The sequence below is a fragment of the Klebsiella electrica genome (assembly GCF_006711645.1).
Classification (GTDB): Bacteria; Pseudomonadota; Gammaproteobacteria; order Enterobacterales; family Enterobacteriaceae; genus Klebsiella; species Klebsiella electrica.
Genome location: NZ_CP041247.1, coordinates 3,788,704 through 3,807,019, shown reverse-complemented (window position 1 = coordinate 3,807,019; position 18,316 = coordinate 3,788,704). Strand labels below are relative to the sequence as shown.

22 protein-coding genes are annotated in these 18,316 nt (G+C 55.3%); 4 read left to right on the top strand and 18 right to left on the bottom strand.

Annotated features, from left to right (window positions below; genetic code table 11):
* Positions 1–20: 20 nt before the first annotated feature.
* Together rna and dcuC are read right to left on the bottom strand one after the other, a co-directional pair.
* Positions 21–818: a ribonuclease I gene (gene rna / locus Electrica_RS18235; protein ID WP_100685924.1), complete on the bottom strand. Its 798-nt coding sequence runs from the start codon at positions 816–818 to the stop codon at positions 21–23.
* A gap of 85 nt (positions 819–903) precedes the next feature.
* Complete coding sequence (gene dcuC / locus Electrica_RS18230) at positions 904–2,274, bottom strand: anaerobic C4-dicarboxylate transporter DcuC (protein WP_131047642.1); 1,371 nt, start codon at positions 2,272–2,274, stop codon at positions 904–906.
* A gap of 291 nt (positions 2,275–2,565) precedes the next feature.
* Between dcuC and pagP the strand changes: the two genes are divergently transcribed.
* Both pagP and cspE read left to right on the top strand, forming a co-directional pair.
* Positions 2,566–3,141 carry a lipid IV(A) palmitoyltransferase PagP gene (pagP, locus tag Electrica_RS18225; RefSeq protein ID WP_141965106.1) on the top strand — a complete coding sequence of 192 codons (576 nt, stop codon included), beginning with the start codon at positions 2,566–2,568 and terminating at the stop codon, positions 3,139–3,141.
* Between the two features lie 194 nt (positions 3,142–3,335).
* Positions 3,336–3,545 carry a transcription antiterminator/RNA stability regulator CspE gene (gene cspE, locus Electrica_RS18220; protein WP_004859511.1) on the top strand — a complete coding sequence of 70 codons (210 nt, stop codon included), beginning with the start codon at positions 3,336–3,338 and terminating at the stop codon, positions 3,543–3,545.
* A gap of 57 nt (positions 3,546–3,602) precedes the next feature.
* Here the strand turns inward: cspE and crcB are convergent, their stop codons facing one another.
* Positions 3,603–3,986 carry a fluoride efflux transporter CrcB gene (gene crcB / locus Electrica_RS18215; protein WP_100685921.1) on the bottom strand — a complete coding sequence of 128 codons (384 nt, stop codon included), beginning with the start codon at positions 3,984–3,986 and terminating at the stop codon, positions 3,603–3,605.
* Between the two features lie 90 nt (positions 3,987–4,076).
* Between crcB and Electrica_RS18210 the strand changes: the two genes are divergently transcribed.
* Complete coding sequence (locus tag Electrica_RS18210; protein ID WP_141965105.1) at positions 4,077–4,868, top strand: deaminated glutathione amidase; 792 nt, start codon at positions 4,077–4,079, stop codon at positions 4,866–4,868.
* Between the two features lie 127 nt (positions 4,869–4,995).
* The gene (tatE, locus tag Electrica_RS18205) at positions 4,996–5,202 is read left to right on the top strand and encodes a twin-arginine translocase subunit TatE (protein WP_004859519.1); all 207 of its coding nucleotides are present in this window, start codon (positions 4,996–4,998) and stop codon (positions 5,200–5,202) included.
* A gap of 227 nt (positions 5,203–5,429) precedes the next feature.
* On the opposite strand, the gene lipA is transcribed toward tatE, so the two are convergent.
* From lipA to lptE, 15 genes are all read right to left on the bottom strand, one after another.
* Positions 5,430–6,395: a lipoyl synthase gene (lipA, locus tag Electrica_RS18200; protein WP_100685919.1), complete on the bottom strand. Its 966-nt coding sequence runs from the start codon at positions 6,393–6,395 to the stop codon at positions 5,430–5,432.
* A 179-nt stretch (positions 6,396–6,574) separates the two neighbouring features.
* Positions 6,575–7,534 (bottom strand): YbeF family transcriptional regulator, encoded by a 960-nt coding sequence (locus Electrica_RS18190; RefSeq protein ID WP_131047644.1) that lies wholly within the window; start codon positions 7,532–7,534, stop codon positions 6,575–6,577.
* 144 nt (positions 7,535–7,678) lie between these two features.
* The gene (lipB, locus tag Electrica_RS18185) at positions 7,679–8,323 is read right to left on the bottom strand and encodes a lipoyl(octanoyl) transferase LipB (RefSeq protein ID WP_141965104.1); all 645 of its coding nucleotides are present in this window, start codon (positions 8,321–8,323) and stop codon (positions 7,679–7,681) included.
* Positions 8,324–8,421: 98 nt separating this feature from the next.
* Positions 8,422–8,685 (bottom strand): DUF493 family protein YbeD, encoded by a 264-nt coding sequence (gene ybeD, locus Electrica_RS18180; RefSeq protein WP_004859527.1) that lies wholly within the window; start codon positions 8,683–8,685, stop codon positions 8,422–8,424.
* Positions 8,686–8,799: 114 nt separating this feature from the next.
* The gene (gene dacA / locus Electrica_RS18175; protein ID WP_100685916.1) at positions 8,800–9,999 is read right to left on the bottom strand and encodes a D-alanyl-D-alanine carboxypeptidase DacA; all 1,200 of its coding nucleotides are present in this window, start codon (positions 9,997–9,999) and stop codon (positions 8,800–8,802) included.
* Positions 10,000–10,142: 143 nt separating this feature from the next.
* Positions 10,143–11,267, bottom strand: a complete 1,125-nt coding sequence (gene rlpA / locus Electrica_RS18170) for an endolytic peptidoglycan transglycosylase RlpA (protein WP_141965103.1) — start codon at positions 11,265–11,267, stop codon at positions 10,143–10,145.
* A 10-nt stretch (positions 11,268–11,277) separates the two neighbouring features.
* Complete coding sequence (mrdB, locus tag Electrica_RS18165; protein WP_131047647.1) at positions 11,278–12,390, bottom strand: peptidoglycan glycosyltransferase MrdB; 1,113 nt, start codon at positions 12,388–12,390, stop codon at positions 11,278–11,280.
* Positions 12,390–14,291 carry a peptidoglycan DD-transpeptidase MrdA gene (mrdA, locus tag Electrica_RS18160; RefSeq protein ID WP_100685913.1) on the bottom strand — a complete coding sequence of 634 codons (1,902 nt, stop codon included), beginning with the start codon at positions 14,289–14,291 and terminating at the stop codon, positions 12,390–12,392. Before mrdA ends, mrdB begins: the two co-directional genes overlap by 1 nt.
* Positions 14,292–14,318: 27 nt before the next feature.
* Entirely contained in the window at positions 14,319–14,786 is a 468-nt protein-coding gene (gene rlmH, locus Electrica_RS18155; RefSeq protein ID WP_141965102.1) for a 23S rRNA (pseudouridine(1915)-N(3))-methyltransferase RlmH, read from the bottom strand.
* A gap of 3 nt (positions 14,787–14,789) precedes the next feature.
* Positions 14,790–15,107, bottom strand: a complete 318-nt coding sequence (gene rsfS / locus Electrica_RS18150) for a ribosome silencing factor (RefSeq protein WP_100685911.1) — start codon at positions 15,105–15,107, stop codon at positions 14,790–14,792.
* Positions 15,097–15,339, bottom strand: a complete 243-nt coding sequence (locus Electrica_RS18145) for a hypothetical protein (protein ID WP_141965101.1) — start codon at positions 15,337–15,339, stop codon at positions 15,097–15,099. The genes rsfS and Electrica_RS18145 overlap by 11 nt, the downstream gene beginning before the upstream one ends.
* The gene (locus tag Electrica_RS18140; protein ID WP_141965100.1) at positions 15,326–15,955 is read right to left on the bottom strand and encodes an adenosylcobalamin/alpha-ribazole phosphatase; all 630 of its coding nucleotides are present in this window, start codon (positions 15,953–15,955) and stop codon (positions 15,326–15,328) included. The genes Electrica_RS18145 and Electrica_RS18140 overlap by 14 nt, the downstream gene beginning before the upstream one ends.
* Before the next feature lie 102 nt (positions 15,956–16,057).
* The gene (nadD, locus tag Electrica_RS18135; protein ID WP_165457117.1) at positions 16,058–16,708 is read right to left on the bottom strand and encodes a nicotinate-nucleotide adenylyltransferase; all 651 of its coding nucleotides are present in this window, start codon (positions 16,706–16,708) and stop codon (positions 16,058–16,060) included.
* A complete protein-coding gene (gene holA / locus Electrica_RS18130; protein WP_100685909.1) occupies positions 16,701–17,732 on the bottom strand; it encodes a DNA polymerase III subunit delta in 1,032 nt (343 codons plus the stop codon). The genes nadD and holA overlap by 8 nt, the downstream gene beginning before the upstream one ends.
* Positions 17,732–18,316, bottom strand: a complete 585-nt coding sequence (lptE, locus tag Electrica_RS18125) for an LPS assembly lipoprotein LptE (RefSeq protein WP_131047651.1) — start codon at positions 18,314–18,316, stop codon at positions 17,732–17,734. The genes holA and lptE overlap by 1 nt, the downstream gene beginning before the upstream one ends.

Sequence of the window (18,316 nt, the reverse complement as noted above, 5' to 3'; positions counted from 1 at the left end):
CGGCTTACGCCGCCGAATCATCAGTTGCCGGCTTTATCAATCACAAATTGTTTGCCGCAATTCCCCGGATGAGGCTGAGGCAAGAGGCCATTGGCTGAAAGCGGTTGATTGATGGCCTCCGCTTTGATGGCGATTTGTATCTCGGTTAAATAAGCCGGATTGCCGTTACAGGTCAGCTTGAATGCCTTCACGCTCTGCTTACCATATGCCTGCGCGACGGCGGCATCGAAGTCATCGCGGCTGACGCTCTGCCCGTAATGCTTCGCCAGAAAGAGGCCCAGCGGGCTCTGCTTCACTTCACTATCAAGACGCACCATCGTGCCAAAGTAGCTATCGGGATCGAAGCCGAAGCAGACGCCGTGTTTCGCATATTCATAACGCTCGAGACACGAATTGCCGCCGGCGCCCGGCATCACGCTGTTGAGTTTATTCGCCATCTCCAGCGACAGCCCGGTTTCAGCGGCCTGGCATTTACGCCCGGCTTTGACTTCAGGCATGTTGGGGACAGGGCGGGTGGCGCAGCCAAAACGCATCCAGCGCCGATCGTCGACGCCGCGCGCCGCAATGGATTTTGGCAAGCCAGGCCAGAGGCCATGTACCGTCAGGAAATCCGCTTTATTCGGTAGTTCCTGCTGCAAACGACACTCTTCCGGCTCGCTACGATTTCTGTCATGCATGCTCTGGCAGAACCCTGTTTGCCATGACAAAGCCAGTACATAACGGTCGAAATCGCCATATTGCGTTGCGGTGAGTGGTTCAGCGCCAGCCTGGGTTGCCGTTAACAAAAGGGCAATGGCGACGAAATCCTTCCTGAACATTTTTAATCCTGATAGTGGGTGACAATGATTTACAGGAAATGATTAAAGCATAAAAAAGGCGCCAGCTGGCGCCTTTTCGCGTTAATTAAAGCGCGCTAGCGGGTACCAGAACTTCGGTGGCGATAATCACCACCAGCAGACCGACGATAACCGGAACAGAGGTCCGCTTCACCACTTCAAAGGGGGAGATTTTGGCCATCCCGGCAACGGCAACCACGACGCCCGAGACCGGCGAAATAGTACGGCCCAGGTTTGAAGCCTGTAGCATAGGAATGGACAGATAGGCCGGGTTGATGCCTGAAGAGTGGGCTAATTTCGGGATCATCTCTACGAAGGCGTAAAACGGCGCGTTACCGGAACCGGTGGTCATTGCCGCCAGCATGGTCAGAATGACCAGCACCAGCATTAAAATGATGCTCGCCGAGCCAAATGATGTGGCAATTGAGATCAGGCTATTGATAAAGCCAATGGTGCTCAGACCCTGGGCAAAGACGCCAGCGGCCACCAACAACATGACGACGCCGGCGAAGGCATCGGCCATACCGCGATAGGCGACCTCCAGTCCGGCGAAAACGTTTTTCGTATTAAAGCCGCGAACGAACTCCAGCACGGCCGCCAGCAGCATGCAGAGCACGAGGATGGCGATAATATGCAGTTCCGGGCCCCATTTCCCGTCGAAAATCAGGACGCCGATAATCGGCGTAAAGGGCAGAAGGGCGTAGAAGGCGGGGGCGGTGGTGGTGATTTCGTTCACATCGAGCATTTCGTGCGCGACGTTCTCTTTTTTATCCAGGTAGCGCTGCCAGAAGTAGTGGGCAATGGCCATGCCGATAATTGCGACGATGGAGATCGGCAGCGTGGTTTTAAACGCAAAGTCGATGAGCGGCATTTCTGCGGCTTTGGCGGCCAGCACCACGTCGCCGGAGGTCGGAGAGAGGATAATTGCGGCCGGCGAGGCGCAAATGGCCGCCGCGGCGCCGCGACTGATACCGACATTCACCATCACCGGGAACAGGGTGGCCATCAGCAGAACGCCCAGGCCGGTCGCCGAGGAGACGGCCAGCGACATCAGGCAGGCGACGAAATAGGCGGCGATCATCAGCAGATAGGGGGAGTTAATGTAGCGCAGCGGCTTAGAAGCCAGCTTCACTACCATATCGTTGGCGCCAATATGGGTCATATAGGTGGCGAATCCGCAGAGCATCATGATCATCATGCCCAAATCGCCGCCGCGGCTCATCAGGAGAATTTTGACGTATTCGATGATATCGGTTGCGGAATACCCCGTGCTTTTCGTATCGCCGGGTAAAATCTTGTGTCCCATCAACGCGCTGACGATAAGTAACGTCAAACCACCGACGAAGAGCACGCCGGTGGCGGAATAGCCTTTTATGATATAGCGGGCAACGCCCACAATGACCACAATGCCAATCAGAATCTCAACTAGCGTAAGCATTTTTTACCCCTAAGCCTTTCAGCCAAAGAATCTGCTAATAAACAAAGTGAAGATAAAATTAAGTAAGCGAATGTGCCTAATTCATGGGCAAAACATGCTGATGCAAATCAATAAACCGATGAGAATCCTGCAATCATCAGTCGAGGGGCGGCCGCTATCACAAAACGGAAAGGTGAAAAGCTTGCTGTTTTTCCGATCATAAATCAGAAACTTACCTGATTTCGTTAAGGCAATATTAAGATTATACTTGCTAACTTATTGCGCTTTAAAATTGATATTGGTAAGAGATAAGTGTTGAGACAACGTCATTTCGTATTGTTTTTTATTAGTTTTTTAGGGGTAATGCTCTCTTGTGGCGTGGCTAACGCGTCGTTTACGTCGACGATTCGCGATGGGTATAACACCTTAAGTGACAACGTCGGGCAGACCTGGCAGGAACCTGAACACTACGATCTGTATGTTCCCGCGATTACCTGGCATGCCCGTTTTGCCTATGACAAAGAAAAGACCGATAAGTATAACGAGCGTCCGTGGGGGGCAGGATTCGGGGTTTCCCGCTGGGATGATAAAGGCAACTGGCACGGCCTGTATCTGATGGCCTTTAAGGACTCGTTTAACAAATGGGAGCCGATTGGCGGCTATGGCTGGGAGAAAACCTGGCGTCCGTTAGCCGACGACAATTTTCATCTTGGTGTGGGGTACACGCTGGGCGTGACGGCGCGAGATAACTGGAATTACATTCCCATTCCGGTCATTTTGCCACTGGCATCCATTGGTTATGGTCCTGCAACCTTCCAGATGACCTATATCCCCGGGACCTACAATAACGGTAACGTCTACTTTGCCTGGGCCCGTTTTCAGTTTTAGACTGGCATAACTTAGCAATAAAAGAGCTAAGTCGTTTGTCCTGTGAAAAAACAACAACTAAGGCGTGACCTCCTAAAAAAGATAGCGATATTTGTCACTTTTTAAGAAACTTGGACTGGACAAAAGGCATCACAATTGATGTACTGGTGTCCGACACAGTATCAGTGTCGTTTTTTCATATAAAGGTAATTTTGATGTCTAAGATTAAAGGTAACGTTAAGTGGTTTAATGAATCCAAAGGATTCGGTTTCATTACTCCGGAAGATGGCAGCAAAGATGTATTCGTACACTTCTCTGCAATCCAGTCCAACGGTTTCAAAACTCTGGCTGAAGGTCAGCGCGTAGAGTTCGAAATCACTAACGGTGCCAAAGGCCCTTCTGCTGCAAACGTAAACGCTATCTAAGCATTGCGTCAGTAGAATATAAAAACCCGCTCAACGCGGGTTTTTTTTTGCCTGCTGTTAGCGACTGGCCGCATGGGAAAAGAGCCAGAATGCCGTTGCCGTCATGGCGAATGAGCCTAACAGATTGGCCAGAATGTTCAGCAGCGCCCAGCTGAAACGCCCCTGTTGCAGCAGGAAAAAGACCTCCGATGAGAAGGTTGAAAACGTCGTCAGCCCGCCGCAAAATCCGGTAGTGAGCAGCAGTTTCCACATTGGGTCAATGTTTGTCAGGCGATTAAACCATGCCAGCCCGGCGCCAATGATAAACGCGCCCAGCAGGTTGGCTGCAAGTGTGCCCATGGGAATCGCGTGATGCATTGGATTGAACTTCATTCCAAGCCACCAGCGCAAAACGCTGCCGGTACCACCACCAACAAAAACGGCTAAAAGTAGTTGTGACACTCTCATTCCCTGCTATTTGGTTAATACAGGGGGTTGAGTGTAGCGCGCAAAATGCGTCACTGGCTACAAAATACCTGACGGGAGAAGAGAATGCGGGTTGCTGCGGGACAATTTGCCGTAACGGCGGACTGGCGAGTCAATGCGCGTACCTGCGTGGCGTTGATGCACCAGGCGGCCGGGCAGGGGGTATCATTGCTGGTATTACCGGAAGCGTTGCTGGCGCGTGACGACAGCGATCCGGATCTTTCGGTAAAGTCGGCGCAGGAGATGGATGGCGGTTTTCTGCAGCTGCTGCGGGATGAAAGCCGCCATCATGGTTTATTAACCACGGTGCTGACGCTGCATGTGCCTTCCGGCGAGGGGCGAGCGACGAATACGCTGGTGGCGATACGCCAGGGTGAGGTGATTGCCCAGTACCAGAAGCTCCATTTGTATGATGCGTTTGCGATGCAGGAGTCGCGCCTTGTCGATGCCGGGCGACAGATTCCACCGTTGATTGATGTCGACGGGGTACGCGTTGGCCTGATGACCTGTTACGATTTACGCTTTCCCGAGCTGGCGTTAACGCTGGCGCTTAACGGTGCTGAAGTGCTGGTGTTGCCCACCGCATGGGTCAGAGGGCCAATGAAGGAGTATCACTGGAGCACCCTACTGGCGGCCAGGGCTCTGGATACGACCTGCTATATCGTGGCGGCGGGCGAATGCGGAACCCGCAATATTGGCCAGAGCCGCATTATCGACCCGATGGGGACGACGATGGCGGGAGCAGGGGACGGGCCGCAGATGATTACTGCCGACATTTCGACAGCGTCGCTGCGCCAGGTTCGCGAGCGTTTGCCGGTATTGAAGAACCGCCGCTTTGCGCCACCGCAATTATTGTGATGTTTTTTTAAACAAGGCTTGATTCACCTTGTTACAGATTGCTATTGTGTCCGCGCGTCAAATAGCCGTTAATTGTTCGCGTGTATGATGGCGTATTCGCAGCTTGTTTTAGAGAAGAAGGTTATCTATGGGTGAGATTAGTATTACCAAACTGCTGGTTGTCGCAGCACTGATTATTTTAGTGTTTGGTACCAAAAAATTACGTACGCTGGGTGGAGACCTGGGTTCCGCTATCAAAGGCTTCAAGAAAGCCATGAACGACGATGACGATAGCGCGAAGAAAACCAGTGCGGAAGAAGACGCTCCGGCACAGAAGCTCTCTCATAAAGAGTAATTAAAGGCGCCTTCCCCGACAGCGGGAGGGGGTTACCGGCAGGCGAGAGTCTGAACGTTGAAGAGGCTGCAGCGATAAGCGTTGCGGCCTCTTTTTATTGCCCGTGCGCGAAAAAGTATAAAAAAATGCAACCAGTTGTTACCAGAGGCAGGAAAAGGTCAGGCGAGCGGGATAAAAACGGACCGCCGCGCGAAAGGGTTCACGCGGCGATTGAGGGGATGTGAAATTTACTTCACTTCCATCCCTTTGGCTTGCAGGTCGGCATGATAAGACGAACGAACGAACGGGCCGCAGGCGGCGTGGGTGAAGCCCATCGCCATCGCTTCGGCTTTCATCTCTTCAAACTCGTCCGGGCTGACGTAGCGCTGAACCGGCAGGTGGTGACGGCTTGGCTGCAGATACTGGCCCAGGGTGAGCATGGTCACGCCATGGCGACGCAGGTCGCGCATAACTTCGATAATCTCTTCGTTGGTCTCGCCGAGGCCGACCATTAAACCTGATTTCGTCGGGATCTCCGGATGCGCTTCTTTAAAACGCTCCAGCAGCTTCAGCGACCAGTTGTAGTCGGCGCCCGGGCGAACCTGACGATACAGACGCGGCACGTTTTCCAGGTTGTGGTTAAACACATCCGGCGGAGTCACCGTGAGGATATCCAGCGCGCGATCCATACGGCCACGGAAATCAGGGACCAGGGTCTCAATCTTAATCGTCGGGTTTTTCTCACGAATAGCGCTGATGCAATCGGCAAAGTGCTGAGCGCCGCCGTCGCGAAGATCGTCGCGATCAACGGAGGTCACGACGACATAGCGCAGGCCCATATCGGCGATAGTTTGCGCGAGTTTCTGCGGTTCGTTGGCATCCGGCGCCACCGGACGACCGTGCGCAACGTCACAGAAAGGGCAGCGACGGGTACAAATCGCGCCGAGGATCATAAAGGTGGCCGTTCCGTGGTTGAAGCATTCCGCAAGGTTTGGGCAAGAAGCTTCTTCGCACACGGAGTGCAGACCGTTCTTACGCATCGCTGCTTTGATTCCCTGGATACGGGACGAGTCAGCCGGAAGTTTGATTTTCATCCATTCCGGTTTTCTGAGCAGAGCTTCACGCTCAGTTGCCACGTTTTTCACCGGGATAAGGGCCATTTTATCGGCGTCGCGGTACTTAACACCGCGTTCCATCACAATGGGTTTACTCATAGCGTGCGTGTTCCAGTTGCGAGTCACGAAGGAAAGCGAATCAATTCAAGGAAATGTTGTATTTATCAACTATTTTTGAATTAAGGACAGGCAGTATACCATTGATATGGGACAGAAAGCAGCCTACCTGTTCGGCAAATTGTAAAATAGTTGTTGTTTTATGCTTATCCTCACGTGCTTTATTGTTTAAACGACTGACGAACCACCTCGATGACCTGATTCAGCAACGGTTCCTGCGCGCTTATCCGGTTGTAATGCAGTGAAATCTCAATGCGTTGTTCGGGTAATTGAGCGTAGTCGAGCCTTGCCAGCGACCACGTACGCGCCAGCAGAGAAAACATCTGCTCCGGCATCAGCCCTATCATATCGCTTTGGCTTATCAGCGCCGCCTGGGCAAAAAGGTTGTCGCTGCTGAAGCCGCAGCGGCGTTCTCCCGGGGGCCCCTGTAACTGCCGGTATATTGCCGGATAGCGCTGGCCCGGCGGCAATATCAGGGCAAACTCATACTGGCGGAGATTCTCTTCGGTTAACGGCATTGGTAACGCCGGATGTCCTTCGCGGCAATACATTACCAGCCGATCTTCAAACAGCAGGTGATGCACGATGGCCTGGTTTGTGTAGGTCTCGCTGTCGATCAGCAAATCGACCTGGCGTTGAGTCAGCTGACTGCTGGCATCGGTAATGGCGACGTTGTGTAACCGGATCTGGGGAAAAGAGGGCCTGAGCGCGTGCGCAATCGCCGGGATGACCAGAGCGCCGATAAAGGGGGAGGTCGCTATGGTGATGGCGCGTTGCTGAACCGCCCCGCCGGCCAGGTCGAGGGCGCTGAGGAAGGATTCCATTCCCTGGCTGATGTACTGGTGAAGATGGGTCGCGTACGCCGTAGGCGTCACTCCCTGGCCTTTACGGATAAACAGCGGGTCGGGGAACAAAGCGCGTAGTTTATTCAGCGACTGGCTGATCGCCGATGGCGTAATGTTCAGCACTTTCGCGGCATTGACGATGCCCTTGTGGACATACACCGCTTCAAAAATGGTCAGCAGGTTCAGATCCACATTACGCAGAATACGGAAGGCCTGGCGGTCGCGGTGCGGTTCCCACGGTGTGGGCGACTCTGATGACGGCGTGTTATTTTCCACTCAGCGCTTCCTTGTTATCGGAGATAGCGCAAGTATAGCGGCCAGCAGAGACGCTGTGCGTGACATTTAATTGCAAATATAATGGCTTAACTATCGATAATGCGGATGTCGCGCCCCGGTGACAGGGACGCGAGCGAGCGGGGGCTAAGCGGCGGCAATCATCTCGTGAGGCGGGTTGCCGAGCAGAGCCAGCAGGTTGGCAACCAGATGAGGCGCCACCATCTGCGGCTGAATGTCCGGCTGCCACTGGCGCATTTGGGCCATCTCCATTCCGGCATAGCCGCAGGGGTTAATCCGCAGGAACGGCGACAGGTCCATCGCAATATTCAGCGCAAGCCCGTGAAACGAACAACCTCTTCGGATACGCAAACCCAGCGAACAGATTTTTTGCTCGCCGACGTAGACGCCGGGCGCATCGGCGCGAGGATGCGATTCAATCGCGTATTCCGCCAGCGTGTTGACCACGGTCTGTTCCAGCAGGGTAACCAGTTCGCGCACGCCCAGTTTGCGCCGCTTGAGGTTCAGCAGAACATACATCACCTGCTGTCCTGGTCCGTGGTAGGTTACCTGGCCGCCGCGATCGCTTTGAATGACCGGAATATCGCCCGGAACCAGCACGTGTTCAGCTTTTCCCGCCTGGCCCTGAGTAAAGACCGGAGGGTGTTCGACCAGCCAGATTTCGTCCAGCGTGGTGTCGTCGCGGGTGTCGGTAAATTCATGCATCGCCTGCGAGACCGGTTCGTAAGGTTGCAGGCCAAGTTGACGGATAAGGATTTTGTTATGCTGCAAAACAACGTCTCCGCAGAGAGAGAAGTGACTTGAGGGGGGAGTATATCACAGCATAGCGGGGAGGGATGACCCGGCGCAGGGCCGGGTCAGGGAATGGGTTACAGCACCATCCGGACGATGTCGATATTGCCCAGCTCTTCGTACAGGGTTTCGACCTGCTCGATATGGGTCGCGTTGATGGTGATAGACACCGAGTGGTAGTTCCCTTTGCTGCTCGGTTTTACCTGCGGAGAGTAATCACCAGGCGCATGGCGCTGTACCACTTCCACCACCTGATCAACCAGCTCAGGCAACGCCTGCCCCATTACTTTGTAAGTAAATGGAGTAGGGAATTCAAGCAGTTCGTTAAGTTTGGTTTTCATGTCAGCTCCGGTATTACGACAAAAAATAATAACTCCCACCAGGAGTGGGAGTTATCAGGTTACTTTGATGATTAGTATATGGGGATGTAAATCACACTTTCAAGCGTTCGATTTTTAACCAAACCAGTGGTGGAACATTAACTTGATGTAATCAATCATTTTTCCGAAGAAATTGCCTTCAGGAATTTCTTGCAGGACCACCAGCGGGCGCTGATCGATCGTTTTACCGTCCAGCTGGAAGTTAATGGTGCCGACCACCTGGTTTTTCTGCAGCGGTGCGTGCAGTTCGGTATTGTTCAGCACATAGCTGGCTTTCAGGTCTTTCATGCGGCCACGAGGGATAGTCAGATAAACGTCTTTATCGACCCCCAGCGAAGCGCGATCGCTGTCGCCAAACCAGGCAGGTTCGGAAGAGAACTCTTTCCCGGCTTTCAGCGGATTAACGGTTTCGAAGAAGCGGAAGCCCCAGGTCAGCAGCTTTTTGCTTTCGGATTCACGGCCTTTGAAGGTGCGACCGCCCATAACGGCGGAGATCAGACGCATCTGGCCTTCGGTCGCCGAGGCGACGAGGTTATAGCCCGCTTTGTCGGTATGGCCGGTTTTAATCCCGTCGACGTTCAGGCTGTTATCCCACAGCAGACCGTTACGGTTCTGCTGACGAATGCCGTTAAAGGTGAACTCTTTTTCTTTATAGATGGTGTATTCGTTCGGTACGTCGCGGATCAGCGCCTGGCCAATCAGCGCCATATCGCGCGCAGAGCTGTACTGCCCGTCGGCATCAAGGCCGTGAACGGTCTGGAAGTGGCTGTTTTTCAGGCCCAGCGCATTGACGTAGTTGTTCATCAGGCTGACGAAGGCATCCTGGCTACCGGCGACGTAGTCGGCCATAGCGACGCAGGCGTCATTACCTGACTGCAGGTTGATGCCGCGGATCAGCTGAGAAACCGGCACCTGCATACCCGGTTTCAGGAACATCAGTGAAGAGCCTTTAAACACCGGGTTACCGGTTGCCCACGCATCGTTGCCCACCGTAACCAGGTCGGTTTCTTTAAACTTGCCCGCTTTCATGGCCTGACCGATGACGTAGCTGGTCATCATTTTGGTCAGGCTCGCCGGGTCGCGGCGGGAATCGGCGTTATTCTCCGCCAGCACTTTGCCCGAATTGTAATCAATAAGGATCCAGGATTCGGCGTCAATCTGCGGCGCGCCTGGGATCATGGTTTTGAGATTCAGGTCATCGGCGTGGGCAGCGGAAGAGAGCGCTGCAACGGAGAGGGCCGTAACGAGTAAACGTGCGGTGAAAGAGGTCTTCATGGTCAGAACAACGGCATCCGTGATGGAGTTAAAAAAAGTGCCCTACTATAACAAATGCTCCGTGGACCGGCATCCGACATTGCGCATGACTTTGTTAATGACTTTTTCATGCGCATCACAGTACGGACAACGGCCCAGCCTGTTTAGTTGGCGTGAGTAATAAATGACTGCAGCTGAGCTTCACTTTGCAGGCGCTGTTGTACCGTACTGGCCTGCGATTTGCTGGCGAACGGCCCGAGCTGAATGCGCCACACCGCACCGTTCTGCACGACGCGGCCAGGCACGGAAAACTGCTGGCTAAGACGCTGCTGATATTGCTGCGCGCGGGTCCGATCGCTGACGGCGCCGACCTGAACGACGAAGTCGCCGCTGGCGCTGGCCGCCGAGGCGGCGACGGCCGTGGCAGCAGCGGCAGTCGCCGGTGCTGCCGGCGTGACGCGACCTTGCACAGAACCAGGCGCGGTAACCGGCGCGCTTTGGGGGGCCGTCTGAGCCGCAGGCTCGCTGCTGCTTTCCAGTACGCCGCTATTCAATGGCGTAGGCGCGCCGAGGAAACCGCCGCTTTTCACCGGCGCGCCAACGCTGTCTTCCGGCTTCAGCGTATCATTGCTGATTGGGCGGACATCAGTTTGCGCGGTCGGTTCGCTGGAAACACCGGCGCCGCCGTCAAGATCCGGGCGGGCAGGTAGCGCATAGGTTTGTTTGGCGACGGTAGTACAGGCCATACCCGGGCCGGAAAGCGAACCATCCGGCGCGACGATGATCGGATCGATACGCACTTTGGTGTTATTGGAGGTATTCAGGCGATCGGCGGAAGCACGTGAGAGCGAGATAACGCGATCGTTGCCATACGGCCCGCGATCGTTAATGCGCACGACGATCATCCGGCCGTTTGCGAGGTTAGTCACGCGGACGTAGCTTGGGATCGGCAGCGTCGGGTGCGCCGCGGTAAGCTGCGTCGGGTCGAAGGCTTCGCCGGACGCCGTCAGATTGCTGTTGGGTTCCGCGTCATAAATGGCGGCCAGACCGGTCTGAGTAAAGTTAGACGGATCCTGGACGATTTTATAACTTTTACCTTCGCGCTCGTAATCCTGATTCGCCGCGGCATTTGGCGTTTCATAATGCGGATCGGCGCCGCTGATTTCCACGCTTGGGCCATTACAGACGGCCGGCTGTGGAGTGCTGACCGTCTTCTGTTGAACGTCTTCACCCGAACATGCCGCCAGCAGCCCCGCTGCTATGCAGATCCCCAGCCATTGCTTACGCATCGCGAACCCCTTAAACGCTTTTCGACAACATTTTTCTGTGGGTGTGGATCGACATCACGATACCAAACCCGGCCATCAATACGATCAGGGCTGAGCCCCCGTAGCTGACCAGCGGCAACGGTACCCCCACCACTGGTAAAATACCACTCACCATACCAATATTTACGAAGACATAAACGAATAAAATCAACATTAAACCACCGGCCATGACGCGACCGAAAGTGGTTTGCGCCTGGGCGGCGACCCACAGCCCGCGCATGATGAGCAGGATATAGAGCGCCAGCAGAATCAGCACGCCAATCAGGCCGAGCTCTTCCGCCAGGACCGCAAAGATAAAGTCGGTATGGCGTTCCGGCAGGAATTCAAGCTGCGACTGGGTGCCGTGCAGCCAGCCTTTGCCGCGTAATCCGCCGGAGCCAATGGCGATTTTCGACTGAATAATATGATAGCCGGCACCCAGCGGATCGGTCTCCGGGTCGAGCAACATCATGACGCGCTGACGCTGATAATCATGCATCAGGAAGAACCATAAAATCGGAATAAACGCCGCAATCAGCACCACCGCCACGCCAATCAGACGCCAGCTTAGCCCGGAAAGGAACAGCACGAACAGGCCAGACAACGCAATCAGAATGGAGGTCCCGAGGTCCGGCTGGGCGGCAACCAGCAGGGTTGGCAGGAAAATCAGCACCAGCGCAATGGCGGTATTCTTCAGCGATGGCGGACACACATCGCGGTTGATAAAGCGCGCGACCATCAGCGGCACGGCGATTTTAGCAATTTCCGATGGCTGAAAGCGCACGACGCCAAGATCCAGCCAGCGCTGGGCACCTTTGGAAATCGCGCCGAAAGCGTCAACCGCGACCAGCAAAATGATACAGAAGATATAGAGATAGGGCGCCCAGCCTTCATACACGCGCGGCGGGATTTGCGCCATCACGATCATGATAACCACGCCCATGGCGATCTGGCCTATTTTACGCTCCATCATCCCGATATCCTGGCCGCTGGCGCTCCAGATAACCAGCGCGCTGTAGGTCAGCAGCGCCAGTAGAATCAGCACCATGGTCGGATCGAGATGGATTTTATCCCATAGCGATTTTTTGTTCGGATTATCGGTCATTATTGATCCTCCCCCGCCGTTACCGCCGGGTTTTCACTCGGCAAGTTTGTGTTGTTATCGCCCAGCATAATGTGGTCGAGAATCTGGCGCATAATGGTGCCGACCGCCGGGCCGGCGCCGCCGTTCTCAAGAATGATGGCAACAGCAACCTGGGGATTGTTATAAGGGGCAAACGCCGTCATAAGTTTATGGTCGCGCAGACGTTCCGCGATGCGGTGCGCGTTATAGGTTTCATTGGCTTTCAGGCCAAACACCTGGGCCGTACCGGATTTCGCCGCAATTTTATACGGCGCGCTGGCGAAGTATTTATGCGCGGTACCGTTGCCGCGGTTGGCTACGCCGAACATCCCGTCTTTGGCGATTTCCCAGAAGCCGGAGTGAATATCGCCGACCGGCGGCTCGTGCGGCTGAACCCAGGGAACCTGCTTACCGTCTTCGACGGTGCTTTGCAGCAGGTGGGGGACTTTCACGACGCCGTCGTTAATCAGAATCATCAGCGCTTTGTTCATTTGAATCGGCGTTGCGGTCCAGTAGCCCTGGCCGATTCCGACCGGGATGGTGTCACCCTGATACCAGGGCTTCTTAAAGCGCTTCAGCTTCCATTCGCGGGTCGGCATATTCCCGGAGCGCTCTTCGGAGAGATCGATACCGGTATAGTGGCCGTAACCGAATTTGCTCATCCACTCGGAGAGGCGGTCGATCCCCATATCATAGGCGACCTGATAGAAGTAAGTATCGGCAGACTCTTCGAGCGCTTTGGTCACGTTCAGGTGCCCGTGCCCCCACTTTTTCCAGTCGCGGTAGCGCTTGTCAGAACCCGGTAGCTGCCACCAGCCCGGGTCGAACAGGCTGGTATTGCGGGTGATGACGTTCGCGCTGAGGGCCGATACGGCGACATAAGGCTTCACCGTCGACGCCGGCGGGTAAACCCCCTGGGTCGCGCGGTTGACCAGCGGAGTATTCGGGTCGTTCAGCAGGGTGGAGTAGTCTTTACTGGAGATGCCGTCCACAAACAGGTTCGGATCGTAGCTCGGCGTGGAGACCAGCGCGAGGATGCTGCCGGTACGCGGGTCGGTGACGACCACGGCAGCGCGGCTACCGGCGAGCAGAGTCTCAATATACTGCTGAAGCTTGAGATCGAGGGTCAAATAGATATCGCGCCCGGCCTGCGGAGGCACCTCTTTGAGCTGGCGAATAACGCGGCCACGGTTATTGACTTCGACCTCTTCATAGCCGGTCTGACCGTGCAGGACGTCTTCGTAATAGCGCTCGATTCCCAGCTTGCCAATATCATGCGTGGAGGCGTAGTTGGCCAGCTTGCCCTCTTTATCCAGGCGATCGACGTCTTTATCGTTTATTTTTGAGACGTAGCCGATAACGTGGGTCAGCGCGGAGTTATAGGGGTAGTAGCGGCGTTTATAGCCTTTTACCTCGACACCGGGAAAGCGGTACTGGTTAACCGCAAAACGGGCCACCTGGACTTCGCTGAGGTTGACCTTGACGGGAATCGAAGTAAAGCGATGGGAACGCGAGCGTTCTTTTTTGAAGTTGGCGATGTCATCATCGCTCAGATCGATGACATCGCGTAACGCATCCAGCGTTTGCTGCACGTTATCGACTTTTTCCGGCATCATCTCCAGCTGGTAGATGGTGCGGTTCAGCGCCAGCGGCGTACCGTTGCGGTCATAGATAATGCCGCGACTGGGCGGAATAGGGACCAGCTTAATACGGTTTTCGTTGGAGCGCGTTTGATAGTCGGTGTAGCGAACAATCTGCACGTTATAAAGATTGGCAACCAGTATGCCGGTAAGCAGCAAAATCCCCAAAAAAGCGACCAGCGCCCGGCGCACGAACAGCGAGGATTCAGCCGTATAGTCGCGGAAAGAATTCTGTAATTTCATTCGCTGCTTAGTCTACCCTGGTCATCATTATTCACGGTGGTAAGGGTGGTTGGTGGTAATGCTCCACGCACGATACAGGCTCTCAGCGACCAGTACGCGTACCAGCGGGTGAGGCAACGTGAGGGTGGAGAGCGACCAACTCTGTTCCGCTGCTGCTTTACATGCCGGAGAGAGCCCCTCGGGACCGCCGATAAGCAGGCTGACGTCGCGGCCATCCTGTTTCCAGCGCTCCAGTTCTCGCGTCAGCTGCGGCGTATCCCACGGTTTTCCCGGAATATCCAGGGTCACGATGCGATTTTTGCCTGCGGCCGCCAGCATCATTTCCCCTTCTTTTTCGAGGATGCGCTTGATGTCGGCATTTTTACCGCGTTTACCGGCGGGAATTTCCAGCAGCTCGAACGGCATATCTTTTGGAAAACGGCGCAAATATTCACTAAAGCCGGTCTGAACCCAGTCCGGCATCTTGGTGCCAACGGCCACCAGTTGCAGCTTCACGCATTAACTCCAGAGTTTTTCCAGCTCGTACAGATGACGGCTCTCTTCCTGCATAACGTGAACCATGACGTCGCCAAGGTCGACAACAATCCAGTCGGCGGCGTTTTCACCTTCAACGCCCAGCGGCAGCATGCCTGCGGCGCGAGACTCTTGTACTACGTGGTCGGCGATGGACATGACATGGCGCGTGGAGGTGCCGGTGCAAATAATCATGCAATCTGTAATGCTGGATTTGCCATGAACGTCAATGGCAACGATGTCCTGACCTTTCAGGTCATCAATTTTGTCGATAACAAAATCCTGGAGTGCTTTACCCTGCAAGAGTTCCCCCTGGGTGAGTGAAGATTGATAATAAACAGCCTGACAGTATACCTGAACTTGTCGGAAAGTCGGGATAAATGTCGGTCAGCAAGCGATGGCGGCGGCTATCATCCCATCCATCGCCCGTGATTGCATCGCCATTTTTGTAAAACAATTTCTGGAAACATCTTTTGACCGATGCGTTCAGGCTGCGGAGAATAACAGCCTGCTCTGACCTGTCAATGGTCTGCACGGAATTCTTCTTCCTTCTGCCAGCGCGCCTGGCTATTTAATACCCGCAGGGTGGCAAAATCAGCGTGCAGTTCGAGTTCGCTCCATGCGCCATGGGCGACAGGAAAATGCCACATCGTCTCCGCCGGCAGCTTCAGCAACAGCGCGATCAGCAGGCTCAGCCCCCCTTTATGGCCGACGATCAGCAGATGGTCCGGCTGCGGATGTTGCGTCAGCTTCCCGGCAAACGTGCGGATGCGGTGGGCGAAATGCGGAAAACTTTCGCCGTTGGTCGGCGCCGCATGCTGCCAGTCCGCGCACCAGGCGGCATAGTTTTCGGCGTCTTCGCGCTGTAAGTCACGATGATGGCGCATTTCCCAGTCGCCAAAAAACATCTCATTAAGTTCGGGGACTATCTGTCGGGGGATATTGCGTGCGCCGAGCAGCAGGTAGGCGGTGAGTTGGGTGCGTTCCAGCTCGCTGCAGAGGACGCTATCGAAGGGAACCGCCTGCAGCAACTGACCGAGCGTTTGCGCCTGCGTCATCCCGCGCCCGGTTAACGGGGTCGGGGCGTGTCCGCTGTAAAGGCCGGCAACATTGGCCTCAGTTTCACCATGTCGAACTAACCATAATTTCACTGAATATACGCCTTCTGGCATCGTAAAGAGATGAGGGAGAGTATAAGCGAACCGGCGCGCTGCTATTGCATCCGGCGTCACGAACGCCGGGGCAACGGGCGGTTAACAGTAGAGTTTTTGCTGATGGATATACGTCAGTACCGCCGCCGGCAGCATGTCAGCGCAGGATTCCCCGCGTTCCAGGCGCTGGCGGATAAGCGTTGCCGAAATGTCAAACCACGGGGTTTCCGCCAGATAGATAACCCCGGCGGGACGGTTGTGCAGCTGTTCTGCGTCGCGCGTTAAACGTTTGTCCAGCCACCGCTGATCCTCCTCCCGTTGCATCACCAGCGGATAGCCAGGGCGGCGGCAAACGATCAGATGCACATTATCCAGAATCGAGGCGTAATTGTGCCAGGTCGGGAAGGTGAGCAGCGAGTCCTGGCCAATAATGAAGGCCAGCGGCCGGTCTGGCCCTTGTTCCTGTCGCCACTCTTCCAGCGTTTGCGCCGACCAGGATGGCGTCTGACGCTGAAGCTCACGCTCATCAAGCACGAACAACGGCTTATCGGCAATGGCCAGCGCCAGCATCTGTTGACGCTGGGCGCTGGTGGCTTCAGGCTGCGGGCGGTGCGGCGGAACATTGTTTGGGACGATAATCACTTTCTCAAGGCCAATCTGATTCGCCAGAATCTCAACCGGTTTGAGGTGTCCATAGTGCACCGGATCAAAGGTGCCGCCGTACATTGCCTGCAACTGAGTCATATCAACCATCAATAAATACGTCTGCCAGCGCTTTATGGCAGAGCAACAAAGAAAGGCTCTCTAACTCCGGCCAGATGGCGCTACCGTAATCCTGTTTAAACGTCAGCTCCGCTCGGGTCAGCAGAGTGACCGCCTGGCGCAACTGGTCTGTGCTGAGGCGCGCGAGCGCATCGCTGACCAGCTGTCGACGGTTCTGCCACACCCGATGCTTATCGAAGAGCGTACGCAGCGGCGTATGGGCCGACTGGCGTTTCAGGTTAACCAGCAGCAGCAGCTCGCGCTGGAGCGTGCGCAGCAGAATAGCCGGTTCGCTTCCTTCCAGGCGTAACTGCTGCAGGATATGCAGCACCCGCTTGCTTTTGCCGGCCAGCAGCGCATCCACCCAGTGATAGGGTGTGAAGTGGGCGGCGTCGTTCACCGCCTGTTCGACGCGCGGCAGCGTCAGCTTGCCATCCGGCCACAGCAGAGAGAGCCGCTCCAGCGCCTGCGCCAGCGCCAGCAGATTGCCTTCATAGCAGTAGCACAGCAGCTGACTGGCGGCGTCATCAAGATGCAAATGGTGTTGTTTTGCTCGCGCCGCCAGCCATCGCGGCAGCTGCGCATATTCCGGCGTCTGACAGCTCACCTGAACCGCGCGGCTGGCCAGCGCGCTAACCCAGGCGGCATTTTCCTGCGCTTTGCTGAGCTTATTACCGCGAACGATTAACAGCAGGTCGTCATGGAGCATGCTGACCAGGGTGGCAAGCTGTTCGTTAATCGCCGCGTTAGGACCATTTTCCGGCAGCACCAGCAGCAGCGTCTGACGGCTGGCGAACAGGCTCATGGCCTGGCTGAGTGAGAAGAGGGCGGGCCAGTCGGTGCTGGCGTCGATAGACGCGGTATGGTGCTCGGTAAAGCCCTGGGTAGCAGCGGCTTCGCGAATCGCGTCCTGACTTTCCTGCAGCAGCAACGGATCGCTGCCGAGTAATAAATAGGCCGCTCGCAGCCCTTCAGTGAGCTGCGCGCGGAGTTGTTCCGGGTACAACCGAATCATCAGTTACCCAGCGTAGTGGAGACGCGGTTGCCAGAGGTTGTGGAAGCGGGCGTGACCGTCTTCTCTTCCCCTTTCGTGGCTTCAACATCAGCAACGTGGACGCTTGGCAGCTTACGAATCAGCTGTTCCGCGGCTTTGTCGTACATCTCCTGGATTATCATATCCTGCTCGGTGTCTTTCGCTAACGCCGCCTGCGGGTTATCGAAGAACGAGCGGTAGACTTTCGTCGAGATCGGATAGATATCATGGCCCGGGATGAGTACGCGTGCCTGTACCGTCAGCACCATCTGATATTCAGCCGTACGACCATCCTGGAAAATGGAGGCCGTGTCTTTCTGAATGGATGACGCATCCAGACGCAGGGAAGGAATATCCTTGCGCAGCGTGCTGCCGTCGATGATCTCGACGCCATTCAGACGCAGCTGATTACGCACCGAACGACTTAACGGGCCATTCGGATCGCTCGACTGAACGATCATGGTTTTCATCGCGGTGGGCACCTGAGTGGTACTCCGCAGATGCCAGCCGCATCCGGCGGTGACGAGCACCGCCAGAGATAACAACAATGTTGCCAGATATCGCAC

Coding starts and splice junctions, on each gene's coding strand:
- rna (WP_100685924.1), bottom strand. CDS start 818: ATGTTCAGGAAGGATTTCGTCGCCATTGCCCTTTTGTTAACGGCAACC.
- dcuC (WP_131047642.1), bottom strand. CDS start 2,274: ATGCTTACGCTAGTTGAGATTCTGATTGGCATTGTGGTCATTGTGGGC.
- cspE (WP_004859511.1), top strand. CDS start 3,336: ATGTCTAAGATTAAAGGTAACGTTAAGTGGTTTAATGAATCCAAAGGA.
- Electrica_RS18210 (WP_141965105.1), top strand. CDS start 4,077: ATGCGGGTTGCTGCGGGACAATTTGCCGTAACGGCGGACTGGCGAGTC.
- tatE (WP_004859519.1), top strand. CDS start 4,996: ATGGGTGAGATTAGTATTACCAAACTGCTGGTTGTCGCAGCACTGATT.
- lipA (WP_100685919.1), bottom strand. CDS start 6,395: ATGAGTAAACCCATTGTGATGGAACGCGGTGTTAAGTACCGCGACGCC.
- ybeD (WP_004859527.1), bottom strand. CDS start 8,685: ATGAAAACCAAACTTAACGAACTGCTTGAATTCCCTACTCCATTTACT.
- dacA (WP_100685916.1), bottom strand. CDS start 9,999: ATGAAGACCTCTTTCACCGCACGTTTACTCGTTACGGCCCTCTCCGTT.
- rlpA (WP_141965103.1), bottom strand. CDS start 11,267: ATGCGTAAGCAATGGCTGGGGATCTGCATAGCAGCGGGGCTGCTGGCG.
- mrdB (WP_131047647.1), bottom strand. CDS start 12,390: ATGACCGATAATCCGAACAAAAAATCGCTATGGGATAAAATCCATCTC.
- mrdA (WP_100685913.1), bottom strand. CDS start 14,291: ATGAAATTACAGAATTCTTTCCGCGACTATACGGCTGAATCCTCGCTG.
- nadD (WP_165457117.1), bottom strand. CDS start 16,708: ATGGTTGATATGACTCAGTTGCAGGCAATGTACGGCGGCACCTTTGAT.
- holA (WP_100685909.1), bottom strand. CDS start 17,732: ATGATTCGGTTGTACCCGGAACAACTCCGCGCGCAGCTCACTGAAGGG.